The sequence below is a fragment of the uncultured Oscillibacter sp. genome (assembly GCF_910584465.1).
GTDB lineage: Bacteria > Bacillota > Clostridia > Oscillospirales > Oscillospiraceae > Oscillibacter.
The window spans coordinates 15,417-29,024 of sequence record NZ_CAJUBK010000003.1 but is presented as its reverse complement, the minus strand read 5'-3'; the positions used below and the strand labels follow the sequence as shown (position 1 = coordinate 29,024).

Annotated in this window: 10 protein-coding genes; 4 read left to right on the top strand and 6 right to left on the bottom strand. The window is 68.4% G+C overall.

Annotated elements, in window-relative coordinates:
• Positions 1-28: 28 nt before the first annotated feature.
• From QZ332_RS02060 to QZ332_RS02045, 4 genes are read right to left on the bottom strand one after another with little or no spacing between them, the layout of a single operon-like run.
• Positions 29-1,336 (bottom strand): glycosyltransferase family 39 protein, encoded by a 1,308-nt coding sequence (locus tag QZ332_RS02060; protein WP_295761708.1) that lies wholly within the window; start codon positions 1,334-1,336, stop codon positions 29-31.
• Positions 1,311-1,694: a DUF2304 domain-containing protein gene (locus tag QZ332_RS02055; protein WP_295761706.1), complete on the bottom strand. Its 384-nt coding sequence runs from the start codon at positions 1,692-1,694 to the stop codon at positions 1,311-1,313. Before QZ332_RS02055 ends, QZ332_RS02060 begins: the two co-directional genes overlap by 26 nt.
• Positions 1,691-2,404 carry a glycosyltransferase family 2 protein gene (locus QZ332_RS02050; RefSeq protein ID WP_295761830.1) on the bottom strand — a complete coding sequence of 238 codons (714 nt, stop codon included), beginning with the start codon at positions 2,402-2,404 and terminating at the stop codon, positions 1,691-1,693. The genes QZ332_RS02055 and QZ332_RS02050 overlap by 4 nt, the downstream gene beginning before the upstream one ends.
• 12 nt (positions 2,405-2,416) lie before the next feature.
• Positions 2,417-2,908 carry a GtrA family protein gene (locus QZ332_RS02045; RefSeq protein ID WP_295761704.1) on the bottom strand — a complete coding sequence of 164 codons (492 nt, stop codon included), beginning with the start codon at positions 2,906-2,908 and terminating at the stop codon, positions 2,417-2,419.
• 270 nt (positions 2,909-3,178) lie between these two features.
• Here QZ332_RS02045 and QZ332_RS02040 point away from each other — a divergent pair, with 270 nt between their 5' ends.
• From QZ332_RS02040 to QZ332_RS02030, 3 genes are all read left to right on the top strand, one after another.
• Positions 3,179-4,207 (top strand): 3D domain-containing protein, encoded by a 1,029-nt coding sequence (locus QZ332_RS02040; protein ID WP_295761702.1) that lies wholly within the window; start codon positions 3,179-3,181, stop codon positions 4,205-4,207.
• A 311-nt stretch (positions 4,208-4,518) separates the two neighbouring features.
• Positions 4,519-7,548, top strand: a complete 3,030-nt coding sequence (locus QZ332_RS02035) for an InlB B-repeat-containing protein (RefSeq protein WP_295761700.1) — start codon at positions 4,519-4,521, stop codon at positions 7,546-7,548.
• A 66-nt stretch (positions 7,549-7,614) separates the two neighbouring features.
• Positions 7,615-8,688 carry an acyltransferase gene (locus QZ332_RS02030; protein ID WP_295761698.1) on the top strand — a complete coding sequence of 358 codons (1,074 nt, stop codon included), beginning with the start codon at positions 7,615-7,617 and terminating at the stop codon, positions 8,686-8,688.
• A 132-nt stretch (positions 8,689-8,820) separates the two neighbouring features.
• Here the strand turns inward: QZ332_RS02030 and QZ332_RS02025 are convergent, their stop codons facing one another.
• Positions 8,821-10,746 (bottom strand): hypothetical protein, encoded by a 1,926-nt coding sequence (locus tag QZ332_RS02025; protein ID WP_295761696.1) that lies wholly within the window; start codon positions 10,744-10,746, stop codon positions 8,821-8,823.
• A gap of 177 nt (positions 10,747-10,923) precedes the next feature.
• On the opposite strand from QZ332_RS02025, the gene QZ332_RS02020 reads away from it, so the two are divergent.
• Complete coding sequence (locus QZ332_RS02020; RefSeq protein WP_295761694.1) at positions 10,924-11,889, top strand: VanZ family protein; 966 nt, start codon at positions 10,924-10,926, stop codon at positions 11,887-11,889.
• Positions 11,890-13,084: 1,195 nt separating this feature from the next.
• On the opposite strand, the gene QZ332_RS02015 is transcribed toward QZ332_RS02020, so the two are convergent.
• Entirely contained in the window at positions 13,085-13,507 is a 423-nt protein-coding gene (locus QZ332_RS02015) for a small multi-drug export protein (protein WP_326165621.1), read from the bottom strand.
• Positions 13,508-13,608 lie beyond the last annotated feature (101 nt).

Here is a 13,608-nt window from a genome sequence, read left to right as displayed (position 1 = left end):
GTCATTTGCCGTGCCCCCACCGCCCGGATCACTCCGCCGCGATACGCTCCCTGAAGAGCTCCGCCGCAAGCCCCAGCCCGATCCCGATCAGGATGAAGCGCAGGCTCATCAGCGAGGCGTTGTAGCGGTCGAAGGCGAAGGTCATGGCGTAGATATAAAGGTTGCCCAGGTAGAGGGCCGACAGGAACAGCACCGGCTTCCTCCACCGCTTCCTGCAAAGCGACAGCGCCGCCGCCAGGACGCAGAGCACCGCGTCGATCTTTTGCAGGAGGAACATCCACCGCCCGCTGATATCGAACACCCGCTCCCAATAGAAGCTGCTGAAGATCATCATCTTGGGCTTGAGGACCAGATAGGAATACAGCATCCCCGGCAGGTCCTTCTCCGCCCAGGCCCTCTGGCGGTAGGCGGCCTTCACCCCGTCCCGCTCCAACGACACGTATTTCTGGAAGCGGGGCTCCACCTCGCCGTCCGCGCCATAGTACCGGGCACAGCGCTCTTCGACGACCCGGTCCACGTTGGTCTCGTAGTCCAGCTCCTCGTCCGAGGGGTACCCCACCCCCTGATAGGTCCCCAGCAGCGTGGGGTTCCCCGCGCCGTAGGTCAGCGGGATGAAGGCATGGAACTGCGCATAGTTCCGGATGCTCCAGGGCACGACGAAGCACAGCACCACGCACGCCAGCACCACGCACTGGCGGAACAGCCGCCTGCGGTCGTACCCCTGGGCCAGCAGGAAGGCCAGGGCGAACAGCGGATAGAGCGCGATGTTCGCCTTCAGCATGAGCGCGGCCATATAGCACGCCGCCGCCCCCCAGAAATAGCGCCAGCCCGGCCTCTTCCACATCATCAGCGTGCAGTAGACCATGGCCGTCAGCGCCAGCATGAACGGGGTCTCGGTGAGGATCAGGCTGTCCATCCATAGGAAGTCCGCCCGGAACAGCGGCAGCATCGCCAGCACGCCGCACCAGCCCGGCGCGAAGACGCGGACGCAGCGGTACACGAACCAGGCCGTCAGCACCCCCATCAGGGCCCACAGGCACTTGAGCACGATCCAAAGCGCCGCGCCGTCCCCCACGAGCCGGTACACCGCCGCGATCAGCACGGTCATCCCGGGCATGATCTGGGCGCTGGGATACTCCGTGTGCATCGTGATCGTGCCGGTCTGGGCGAAGCGGATCCCGCTCTTGATATAGGACAGGTCGTCGCTGTTCAGGGTATACTCCGGCCCCAGGGACCAAAGCGCCGCCAGATGCACCGCCAGCAAAAGCGCCAGCACGATCAGCGCGCCCAGGTGCCCGGAGGCCGGCGCCTCAATGCCCGCTCCCCTCTTCCTCATGGCCTGCGCCCTCCCCTTCCGCGATAAATTTCTCGATCGAGACGATCTGGATCAGACGCTTGATCTGGTCGGCCTGCCTGGAGAGGAGCATCGTCTGGAAAAAGGAGATCAGCATCAGCACCAGGATGGCCACCAGGTAGATCAGGTTCGACGGCGTCTCCAGGCCCAGCACGCCGCACAGCCACGACACCGCCCCGGGGAACAGCGCCGCCCCCAGCATGGACAGCGCGATCAGCAGCCAGACGAAGGAATACTGGATGCGCAGCTTCTTCCGGTTCACGTTGTGCACGATGATATACACCGCCAGCAGGGCGACGGCGATCATCTCCGCCCGCAAAAGCGTGCTCATCCCGGTCATCTCGGCCCCTCCTCCTTCTTCGCCGCGGCGAACAAGATCGCCAGCGTCATCTTGATCATGTAGTACGCCGACCGCAGGCCATGGATCGACGAGCGGCCGGCGGTGCGCTCGAACATGTTCACCGGGACCTCCCCGACGCGCAGGCCCCGTTTATAAAGGTGGACCAGCGACTCCGGCTCCGGATAATCCACCGGGTAATTTTCCGCCAGGTACAGCAGGGCCGCCCGGTCGGCCGCGCGATAGCCCGAGGTCACGTCCGCCACCTTCTGGCCCGTGACCAGGCAGAGCACCCAGGAGAGATACCGGATGCCCGCCCGGCGGAGCCGGGTGGAGCGGAAGGCGCCGGACCCCTCCAAAAAGCGGGAGCCCACCACGAAGTCGCAGCGCCCCTCCAGGATCGGCGCGACCAGGGCCCCCAGGGACCGGATGTCATGCTGGCCGTCCCCGTCGAACTGCACGGCGATGTCATACCCGTTCCTCGCCGCGTACAGGTATCCGGTCTGCACCGCGCCCCCGATGCCCAGGTTCCGCACCAGGGAGAGGCACTTGATGCCGCTCCGCCGGCACACGCGCTCCGTCCCGTCGGTGGAGCCGTCGTTGATGACGATGTAGTCCACCTCCAGGCCCTCTATCGGCGGAGCGTCCAGGATCTTTTTTACCGTCCCTTCGATCGCGCCCTCCTCGTTATAGGCGGGGAGGATCAATAACACGCGCAACGCTGGTCACTTCTTTCTTTTTCGGGCGGAGAACACCCAGAACTTACTGAAAAAATAATTCAGCACCGTGGCGGCCAGGGAGAGCGCGATCTTGGACAGCATCACGCCGTCCACCCCGCACCAACGGTACCGGCCCAGGGAGAGCACATAGGCGCTGACGTACAGCCCGGCCTCTTCCACCGCGAACGAAAAAAGCCGCGAGGCCACGAACGCCGCGGCCTCCGGCACCACGGACCGCAGCCCCCACTGCCTGCTCCGGAACACGAACCATTTGTTCGTGACATAGGCGAAGGCCGTGGCGGCGGCGAACGTCAGCAGGTTCGCCAGGAGCACGCGGCGCCCCTGGAAGAGCCGGTCCAGCGCCCAGAACAGCCCATAGTTGATGAGCATGGTCAAAACGCCGAAAAAAAGATAGGAGATCTGCTCCCGGTATGCGTCCAGATACTTCTTCATCACCGCCGCGTCCCCCCATGTCCCGGTCCTGCCGATCTCCGCCATTTTACCACGTGTATCCGGGGATTTCAACCGCTTATTTTGTTTCCGGATCGTTGCTTGACAAGAAGATCTTTCCAGCGGGCCCTGTCGAAAAAGGCAGAAAGTGGGGATCTATCCCCCGCGCGGACGGGAAAAACTTGACAAATGTGGGACGATATTGTATACTTGTTTTCATTATCCGGCGGTCTTTAAAAAAGTAACATTTTGTTTCCACCCCCGCTGAGGCCGGGGTCTGAAAGCGAGGCGTCCATCATGTACCTCTCCCTCTCCCGTATGCGGCGGGCCGCGGCCCTCCTGCTGGCGGCGGCGCTGGCGTGCACCCTGCTGCCCCGGGCTTCCGCGGAGGAAGCCTCCCCCTGGAGCGGCATCACCTACATCGTCTCCCGGGTGGAGGACGATCCCATCCTCATCGACGGCTCCGGCCCGGAGCCGGACCTCATCGGCTATCCGCTGAAGATCGTCCAGAACGGACGCACCCGGGACCTGGCCACCGCCGCCCGGCAGGAGCTGACCGTCCACTACAAGGGCCAGTCCTTCACCGATACCTCCAAGCTGGAGCCCATCACCGTCATCCTCCGCCGCCTGGGCATCGATCCCAGCCCCCTCGAGGGCGTCCTGGTCCAGATCTCCAGGGGCTCCATCGACATCACCCTCGCCCCGGACCTGGTCTATTACGAGCGGGACGCCGTGCAGACGCCCTATCAGACCATTCGCCGGGCGAACCCCGCCATGCGCAAGGGCGAGGAGGACGTGGTGCAGGTGGGCTCCATCGGCGAGAAGGGCGGCGTCTACGAGGTCGTCTGGTCCAACGGCGGAGAGCTCAGCCGCCAGCTGGCGGAGGTGCTGGACAGCGAGCCTGTGGACGAGATCATCGAGTACGGCACCGCCGACGTCCCCGTCAAGCCCTCCGCCTCCCGGCCCGCCCAGGCTTCCAGCGTCTCCGTCAGCCGGGACGCCGGCTCCGCGGAGGAGAGCGGCACGCTGACCCTCTCCACCGGCGAGACCCTGCGCTTCTCCAAGGCCATCTCCATGACCGCCACCGCCTACACCGCCGGGCACGGCGGCGTGGGCACCCGCACCGCCAGCGGCACCCCCGTCCGGGAGGGCGTGGTGGCGGTGGACCGCCGGGTGATCCCCCTGGGCACCAAGCTCTATATCGTCGCCAATGGCGGCATCATCTACGGCCAGGCCGTGGCGGAGGACACCGGCGTGCGGGGCAACCGCATCGACCTCTATTTCGACACCTATCAGGAGTGCATCAACTTCGGGCGCAGGGCCTGCATGGTCTATATCCTGGAGTGAGTGGACGAACGTACTGGGGCCCCGGCCATGCGGCCGGGGCCCAGCCTGTCGAAAATGCCTTTTCGACAGGCTGGGCAAGTTTTCAGGACGTTACAAACGTTCTGAAAACTTATGATCCGAACGGTGCAGGAGACCCTTCCTGGGTCTCCCGCACACACTCTCCCTTCCCGTCGGATCGGCCCTCCCTTTTTTTCGACACTCTGAGGGCCCCGGCCTATGGCCGGGGCCCTTGGTCTGTCCCAGGGAGATCTTCCCTTGCAATGGGGCGCGAAAAGGACTATGATAAGCCTGTAAAAGAGAGGGGGATCTCGATGGAACACTCCCAGATCCGGCGGGCCCTGTCCTTCCTGGCGGTCCTGGCGCTGTGCCTGACGCTGCCGCCCGTCCCGGCGGAGGCGGCGGGGCGGACGCCGGACCGCATCATCCCGGTGAAGGAGAGCAGTTCGTTCTACTGCTCTTCCGGCAACGGGAACAGCTATACCTGGTGGATGGACCCGGGCGGCTATGAGCTCTTCAGCCTCAGCGACTCCGGCTCCCGGTGCACCCTCACGGCGAAAAAGCCCGGGCGCACCCAGCTTTGGGTCCAGTATTCCGTATCCCTGTACGGGCCGGGCCAGGACCAGTACGGCAACTGGATCACCGTGCCCTACCCGGACGGCTATGAGAAGATCGGGTGGCTGGTGGAGGCCGCCGGCGAGCCCTGCACGGTCACCTTCGTGCCCGGGGGCGGCCTCGCGGCGGTGCGGCAGGACGCCTTCGTCGGCGGGACGGTCTCCGCGCCGGCGGGCATCGTCCGCCCCGGCCTCGTGCTGGACGGCTGGTTCACCGACGCGGCCTGCACCCGGCCCTACGACCTCTCCACGCCCCTCACCGGGGACCGGACCCTCTATGCCGGGTGGCTCCCGGCCCGGACCGTCACCTTCGTCAGCCTGGGGCGGCGGACCAGCGAGCAGGTGGCCGACGGGGAGGCCCTGTCCCGCCGCGTCCCGGACGCCCCCCGGGGATACGCCTTCGAGGGCTGGTTTACCGACGCCGCCCACACCCGGCCCTACGACCTCAGCCGCCCTGTCACCGCCGACCTGACCCTGTACGCGGACTGGCGGCTGCTGGACGAGGTGACGGTGGCCTACGACTGCCAGGACGGGGCCGCGTCGGGGCGCGTGACCTACTACACCGGCGAGACCCCCGTCCCGCCCGCCGATCCCCGCAGGGAGGACCGGGTCTTCCTGGGCTGGTACACGGACCAGAGGTGCACCCGCCCCTGGACCCCCGGCCCGCTGTCGGGGGATCTGACCATCTACGCCGACTGGGACTGGGCCCCGAAGGAGCTCCCGGTCTCCTTCGACAGCCAAGGCGGCACCGCCGTCAGGGCCCAGACCGTCCTGGAGGGGAAGGCGGCGGAACGCCCGGAGGACCCGGAGCGGGAGGGCTATGCCTTCGACGGCTGGTTCACCGGCCCCGAGTGCTGGTCCTATCAGCTGTGGGACTTCCAGGACCCCGTGACCGCGGGCCTGACGCTCTATGCCGGGTGGACCCGGAACGAGTATACCGTGGAGTTCGTGAACTCGGTCCCGACGGGGGACTTCACCTCTGAAGATACCCTGTGGAGGACCGTGACCGTGGCCCACGGCGATCCGGTGGCGGAGCCCTCCCGGCCCTCCAGCCTGTACCTCTTCGGCGGCTGGAAGGACGGGTCCCGCCTCTGGGACTTCCGCTGGCCGGTGACCGAAGACCTGCAGCTGAAGACTGAATGGATGCCGTTCTCCCTGCGGGACGAGGGCGGGAGCATCCGCGGCAACTCGGACATGACCTGGGAACTGGACACGGAGGGCGTCCTCACCCTCTCCGGCACCGGCGACACGGGCTATTACGACATGGTGGACTACCGTCCGCCCTGGTACAGCAATCTGCGGCGCTATATCCGGACCATCGTCGTGGACCCGGGGGCGGACCGCATCGGAGAGAGCACCTTCCGCGGGTGCGCCTGGGCCATGCGCGCTTCCCTGCCCGAGGGGCTGGAGGCCATCGGGAGCCGGGCGTTCGAGAGCTGCTTCGCCCTGGCGGAAGCCGACATCCCCTCCACGGTGCGCTCCATCGGCTCCGGCGCGTTCGAGGACTGCGAGAGCTTACAGAGCGTCTCCGTCCCCGCCGGGGTCACGGAGCTGGGCGGCAGCGCGTTCGAAGGCTGCTACAGCCTGCGCAGCGTCTCCCTGCGGGAGGGGCTGGGATCCATCGGCGACCACGCTTTCTTGTCCTGCGGCGCCCTGGAGGAGCTCGATCTCCCGGACTCGCTGAACGCCATCGGGTCCCACGCCTTCTCCGGGACCGGCCTGCGGTCGGTCCGGGTCCCCGGCGGGGTGCGGGACCTGGGCGGCTACGCCTTCCAGCAGTGCGAGCGCCTGGAGACCGCCGTGCTGGAGGAGGGCGTGGAGACCGTCGGCAAGTTCGCCTTCGACCGGTGCGGCCGCCTGCGGACCATCGTCCTGCCGGAGAGCCTGCGGCAGATCGGCGAGTGGGCCTTCGACATCGGGTCGGTCCGGGAAGGACCCGTCCACATCTTCTACGCCGGGAGCCGGGAGCAGTGGGAGGCCCTCGACATCCACCCGAACAACGACCTGGACAAGGCGGTGCTCCATTACGGCTGTCCCGAGAGCGGGACGCTGGAGATCGTCTCCTTCAACAGCCGGGGCGGCTCCCCTGTGGAGGCCCAGGCCCGCCTGCGGGGGGAGCGCCTGGAGGAGCCCCAGGCCCCGGAGCGGGCGGGCCATGTCTTCGGCGGCTGGTACGAAGATCTTGCGTGCACCCGGCCCTGGGACTTCGCCCGGGACCGGGTGGACGGGGCCGTCACGCTCTACGCCCTCTGGTCCCCCGTGCCCCACACGGTGCGCTTCTCCGGCGGGAGCTCCCAGACGGTGGACCACGGACAGCCGGCGAGGGAGCCCGCCGCCCCCGTCCGGGCGGGGGCCCGCTTCAACGGCTGGTACCTAGACGAGGCGGCGTCCAGCCCCTACCTCTTCTGCACGCCGGTGACGGAGGACCTGACGCTGTACCCCGGCTGGCTGGAGGAGCGGACGGACCCGGCGGGGCCGGGTGGGCCCTTCGCCGTGACGGGCTGGACGGCGGGGACCGTCACCCTGGCCGGCCCGGCGGACAGGCTGAGCGCGGTCCGGCAGGTGCTGGCGGCGCGCTATGACAGCCGGACCGGGCGGATGACGGACGCCGCCGCCGGGACGCTCACGGGCGTGTCGGTCGAGTTTTCAAAGCGCCTGGGCGCGGGCTGGCGGCTGTTCTTCCTGGACGCCTCCGGCAGGCCCCTGGGGCAGAGCGAGATCCCGGCATGAACGGCCTGGGGGCTGGGGCCCCCGGCGCAGGGGCCGCGGCAGGCCCCGCGAAAGGAGACGGTATCTATGGGAACGAACACGCTCACGCATCGCCCGGCGGGGACCGGAGGGCCCCCGGCCTCCCGGCGCGGATATCTCGACGTCCTGCGCTGTCTGGCGATCTTCCTCGTGATCGCCCTCCACTGCACCGCCGGGCAGATCGTCCGCCCCGAGCTGTTCGGGACGAGGACCTGGCTGGCCTGCGACATCGTCAACGGCTTCGCCCGCATGGGCGTGCCGCTCTTCTTCATGATCAGCGGCTTCCTCCTGCTCTCCAGCGGGAAGACCGATGACATCCGGGGCTTCTACATCCACCGCTTCTCCAAGCTGCTGCCGCCCTTCCTGTTCTGGGACGTCCTCTATTACTTCGAGACCTGCGCCGCCGGCGGACAGGCCCCCGGGCTCCTCCCCTTCCTCCGGGAGCTCACCGGCCAGGGGAGCAAGTATCACCTCTGGTTCATCTATCAGATCGCCGGGCTCTATCTGCTGATGCCCTTCCTCAAGAAGATCCTCGACCACTCCACCCGGCGCGAGCAGCTGGCCTTCCTCACCGTCGTCCTGCTCCAGCCGACCATCTTCCGCTTCCTCAACATCATCCAGCGGACCGTCACCTTCAGCCCCTTCCGGGCCCTGGTGGAGGGCTACGCGGGCTTCGTCCTGCTGGGCTATCTGCTGGGCTCCTGCCAGATCCCGAAGCGGGGCCGCATGGCCATATACGCGGTGGGGCTCCTGGGCCTGGGGGGCTGCATCGTGGGGAACTTCCTGACCTCCTCCCCGGAGAAGATCGTGCTGTATTTCAATGAGGGCTATTCCATCACGCACTACATGTCCGCCGGGGCGCTGTTCCTCCTGGTGAAGGAGTGCGCGGAGCGGATCCCCGCTTGGGCGCTGCGCCGGGCGGCCTCCCTGTCCGGGCGGACCTTCGGCATCTACTTCATCCACGTCCTGATCCTGGACCTGTACGGCGCGGCCCTGGGCCGCCTGGGCCTGGCCCCCGGGGCGGGCCTCCGGATCGCGGGCAGCTTCGTGTTCGTCTCCGCCGTCAGCGTATGCGCCGTATACGTGCTCTCCAAGATCCCCCTGCTCCGGCGGGTGGTCTGAGCGGGGCGGACGATCGTCCGGCATCCGCGGTCTTTGGGGCGGGCATGAGATCGAGCCCTGGAGCAGATGCTCCAGGGCTCGATCTATGTCTATCCGATCCATCCTACGCCAAGGTCTGCCGCCGGGAGCGCCTCACACGCCCTGGCGCACGCTCTCGCAGAGCGGCCGCATACCGCTCAGGCTGTCCAGCAAAAACGCCTTCACATGGTCCGCGCCGGAGACATCCATCTGCACGCGCACGTCCCCCGGCCCTGGGACCGCCGCGGTCCCGACGCGGAGCAGCCTGCCGTCCGCCGTGTAGGCCGCCGCGGCCAGCACCGCTGTGCCGTCCGCCGCGCCGACGGTGCACACCACCGATCCGTCCTTCACGCTCACGCGGTCGATCTTGTACGCGGGCCCGGGATCCGGGGACCCCTCCCCGACGATCAGCTTCGCCGACGCCTTGAGGCTCCCGCCGCTGGCGGTGTTCGATCCGGGGACCTCGATCTCGATGGCATAGGTCCCGTCGGGGATCGCGCCGAAGTCTGCGGCGGCGATCTCCAGTTCGTCGCCCCCGTCATCTCCGTAGACTATCGCCATGCTCAATCCTCCCGTGCCGACCGCACAATTATAATACCCCTCCTCGTCCTGGACGGCGGGGACCCCGTTCACCCGGATCGTCAGGAAGATGTAATTCAGATCGGATATATCGGCGCTGTCTGCCGCATACACGGCCTCCACCGGCAGATACACGAACTGTTCCCCGCTGTCCACAGCCGTCTGCTCCTCCCGGAAGCGGACGCTCTCCACCAGCACCAAGTCGGAGATCTCCGGGCCGGTCCACTCCCCGTTTTCCCAAACGAAGGCCAGGTCCGGATGGCTGTTCGGCGGGGCCAGCCGGAACGCCCCCTCCGCGGCCTGGGGCGCGCGGATATAGACGTGTCCCTTCACCGTCAGATTGCTGGACCCGCCGCTGTAAGAGAAGCCGCCGATCCCCACCGTCGTGGTCCCGGTCACGGCGCCCGTGACGCTCAGCGTCTGCCCCAGGTCCAGTACCATCCGCCCGCCGCCGGTGAAGCTGCTGACGGACACGTCCCTGAAGCCGGCCATGCCCAGCGTCCCGCCGTCGCGGACGGACACCGCCGCCCCCTCCCGGAGGCTGCTGCCCAGCTCCGGGGCCACGTAGCCGCTCTCCACCGTCAGGCTGGAGATATGTCCCAGGGTCAGATAGTCTGTGAGGTTCTCGTCCCCTGTGTACGTCACATCGACGGCCCCGGCCCCCCGGCCGTCCACATAACGGACGGCGCCGTTCTGCAGGCGGACGCGGACCGTCCCCTTGACCGTGTACTTGCTGGGATCGGGCAGGGTCACCTTCCCGGATATGGCGCCCGTCGGGATCTTCCGCTGGGCCCCTCCGGCATAGATCCCGCCCAGGACGCCGTCGTCCGTCTCGATGAAGATCGACGCGGAGCCCTCAAAGGCGTTCGCCGGGCCGTTCACGGTGCTGGTCGCCGCGTTCATCCCGCCCATGCAGAGGTTGCCGGCATACAGGGACCCCGGCTCGCTGTCGCCCTTGAGGCTCGTCTTCCCCCGGATGACGAGCTTCCCCTCCGGGCCCGGCGTACTGCCGAAGCCGTCCGGCTCGTACAATCCGCCGCAGAACAGGTCCACCGACCTGGCGCCGGACTCGCAGGTCACGTCCTCCAGCGTCAGGGTATGCCCGTTGGCCATGATCGCGTTGCGCACATAGGTGCTGAAGGCTAAGACCGTCCCGCGGATGGTCACGTCCTTGGTCAGGATGACGCCGCCGGCGTGGACGGTCATCTGCCCGCCCTGGATGGTCACCGCCTTGTCGATGACCCACGGCGCGTCGTCGCTCTCGGGGCAGTCCACTACGCCCCAGCCGTCCAGGACGATGGTATCCCCGTCCTTCGCGTTCGCTACCGCCTGCCGGAGATCCCCCGTATCTGCCAGATGGATCGTATCCCCCGTCCCGGCGGCGCGGGCGGGAGGGGCCGCGGACACCACGGCCAGGCAAAGCGCGATCAGCGCCGCCGCGTATCGGATCGTTCTCTTCATTATGATATCACTTCCCTTTCTTCTGGGATCTCCGCGCGGATGCACAGTCTACCCATTATCTCACTCATCATACCACAGGACCCAGGAAAAGGAAACCCCCATTTTTTACCGGCCCTTCCCTTCCGGCGGGGATCGTGCTATACTGGGTCGGAAAAAGTCGGTCTAGGAGGGATCCCCATGCTGAACCATCCGCTCCGCCAGCCGCCCCGCCGCGGCCCGGCGGCTACGTTCGTCCCGCGTCTGGCCCGGTTCCTGCCGGCGGGGCTCTGGTACGCGCTGATCTTCTGGTTCTCGTCCCAGACGGCCGAGAGCTCCGGCGGGCAGTCCGGGTCGCTGTCGCTGCGCCTGCTGGGCACGGTGTCCCCGGCCTTCCTCAGCGCCGATCCGGCCCTCCATCCCATGGCGGAAGAGCTGCTGTCCTTCCCCATCCGGAAATGCGCCCACATGTTCCTCTTCTTCGTGCTGGCGCTGCTGCTGCTCTACGCGCTCTCCCGCCTGTCCGCCAAGGGCTGGCGGCTGGTGCTGCCCCTGTGCGCCGTGCTGGCGGCGCTGGACGAGTTCCACCAGACCTTCGTCCCCGGCCGCAGCGGCGAACTGCGGGACACGCTGGTGGATCTCACCGGGTCCGCCATCGCCCTGGGCCTGCTGGCGGTGGTCTGCTGGGGCGGGCGCAGGCGCACCCGGGCCGCGTGGGCCCTGCTGGCCCTCCCGGCGGCGGCCGCCCTGGCCGCGGTCTGGCACGCTCCCGCCGGGGCGCTGTCCTCCTTCCTGGCCGAATCCTTCGTCACCGGCTTCGCCGGACTGGACGGCGGGGAGAAGGCCCGTCTGCTGGCGGGCCTGACGCCCATCTTACAGGACGCCCTGGCCGCGGCGGCCTGCGGGCTGCTGGGGGCCTTCGCCTGGCTGGCGGCGCGGCTGGCGGGGAGCGGGAAGGCGCTCCTCTGGGGAGCGGCCTCCGTCCTCCCGGCGGCGCTGTTCGCCGCCCTGGCCGGGGCCCCGGCGGTCCCGGCGGCGGCAGGGCTGGCCGTGCTGGGCGGGGCCCTGGCCTGGGGACTGTGGCAGGCCGTCTCCTTCGCCGGGGCGGTCGGGAGGCCGGATCGAGACCGGGCGGGTGACCCTCCCGGAGGAACGGACGCGGGGTGAGATCCCCGCGTCCTCCTTTTTTATGGAGGCCGGGCGCGGCCCCTCTCGCGCGGATATTATGTTTACCGATCCCGCCCGTCCCACATGGCCGCAGGCTCGGGACCGCCCCGCCAAAAACGGCCTCCGGGCGGGCCGGGGACGGCCCGGACGGCCTCCCCGGCCCCGACGGCTGTCAAGCGTATCCCCTTGCCGCATATCCCGGCCCCTCCCCCTCACGGGCGGAGGGGCTTCCCGTCCCGCCGGACGCACATCCGGAGGGGCCGAAGCCCCCAAAGCCACGCCGAAGCGCAGATCTCGGGACATCCCGGGCGTCCCCGGCGGTGTTTGTAAACCGGAGATGCTTTACAGGGAGGACCGGACGATCCGGCCTCCTCCCCTCCCGCGCTCCCGGTGGTCCCGGTCCCGGACCGGGGGGAGGAGGCCGTCTCCGCCCTGCCGGAGGGCCGGACGGGGGCCGCGGGACCTGCCGGTCCGTCCGGACCCCCGCCTCTGGCAAATCCCGACTTCGTTTCGTGCAGCGTCTTTCGGACGGTCCGACTTGGTCTCGTGCGGCCGGTCCGGGAGTTCCGACTCGATCTCGTGCGCCCCTCCTTCGGCCTGCCGCCGTTTTTCCGACTCGATCTCGTGCAGGCGCTCCGGGACATCCGACTTAGTTTCGTGCGCCGTCCCCCCTCGGATCGTGCCGGATCCCGCCGCCGGGTCCTTGGGCGGGTCCGACTCGATCTCGTGCAGAGGGGCCGGGGATCCCGACTCCGTTTCGTGCAGGGCCCCGGCCCGGCCTCCGTCCCGCGCGGGAGCGGAGCGGACGTTTCGGACGGATCCCTCCGGCGGACCGCAACATATGGTAGTCGCTTTTGCACCATCCGGGCTAGATTTAGTGTCCGGGCGGACCGCTGTCCCTCTCCGCCGGTCCCGCGCTCCGTGTCCAAAAACTCACATGAGGCTTGTCCACCGGATGGGGGCGTCTGCACCTCCGGAGCCGCTCCGGCGCAGGGAGGCGGGGCCGGGACGGGGAACGGCGGTGCACGATTCCATGTCGGAACTCGCGGAGACGCTTCCCGCGCGAGCGCACGAAAACGAGTCGTATCCCCGCTCCCCGCGCCGCCCGCAGGGGAGGGCGCAGAGGGCGGGGGGCTGCAAAAAGAGGCCCCGCCTGGATGGCGGAGCCTCTCCTCTTCGTCATGCCGTCATGGCCTCACAGCAGGCTGGCCACCCCGCAGGATGCCGCCGCGACCAAGCCCCCGGCGATCAGCACGCCCAGGACGATCGCGGGCAGGGCCGTGCGCATCCGGATATCCAGCACGTCCGCCACCAGCGCCCCGGTCCAGGCCCCCGTCCCCGGAAGCGGCACCGCCACCAGCAGCACCAGCCCCGGCAGACGGTACTTCCGCACGGTGCGCCCCTTCAGGTGCGCCCGGCGCTCCAGGGCCTCCACCTTGCCCCCCAGCCAGCGGGACCGCCGCAGCAGGGCGAACACCCGCCGGATCAGCAGCAGGATGAAGGGCACCGGGACCAGGTTCCCCAGCACCGACGCCGCGTAGGCCGCCCACACCGGCAGGCCCTGGGCCATGCCGAAGGGCAGCGCGCCCCGCAGCTCCACCACCGGCGCCATGGCCATGAGGAAGGTCCTCCCGCAAGCCTGCCAAAATTCTGTACTAAACGCTTCCATCTCTGCCTCCAAAAGCCTCCTCTGTCGGATCCGCCGAAATGTGTCAAGTC

What these genes read in the sequence shown, in the direction of transcription:
- QZ332_RS02035 (WP_295761700.1), top strand. Translation starts at nt 4,519, where the DNA reads ATGGAACACTCCCAGATCCGGCGGGCCCTGTCCTTCCTGGCGGTCCTG.
- QZ332_RS02045 (WP_295761704.1), bottom strand. Translation starts at nt 2,908, where the DNA reads ATGGCGGAGATCGGCAGGACCGGGACATGGGGGGACGCGGCGGTGATG.
- QZ332_RS02020 (WP_295761694.1), top strand. Translation starts at nt 10,924, where the DNA reads ATGCTGAACCATCCGCTCCGCCAGCCGCCCCGCCGCGGCCCGGCGGCT.
- QZ332_RS02040 (WP_295761702.1), top strand. Translation starts at nt 3,179, where the DNA reads ATGCGGCGGGCCGCGGCCCTCCTGCTGGCGGCGGCGCTGGCGTGCACC.
- QZ332_RS02025 (WP_295761696.1), bottom strand. Translation starts at nt 10,746, where the DNA reads ATGAAGAGAACGATCCGATACGCGGCGGCGCTGATCGCGCTTTGCCTG.
- QZ332_RS02015 (WP_326165621.1), bottom strand. Translation starts at nt 13,507, where the DNA reads ATGGCCATGGCGCCGGTGGTGGAGCTGCGGGGCGCGCTGCCCTTCGGC.
- QZ332_RS02030 (WP_295761698.1), top strand. Translation starts at nt 7,615, where the DNA reads ATGGGAACGAACACGCTCACGCATCGCCCGGCGGGGACCGGAGGGCCC.
- QZ332_RS02060 (WP_295761708.1), bottom strand. Translation starts at nt 1,336, where the DNA reads ATGAGGAAGAGGGGAGCGGGCATTGAGGCGCCGGCCTCCGGGCACCTG.
- QZ332_RS02055 (WP_295761706.1), bottom strand. Translation starts at nt 1,694, where the DNA reads ATGACCGGGATGAGCACGCTTTTGCGGGCGGAGATGATCGCCGTCGCC.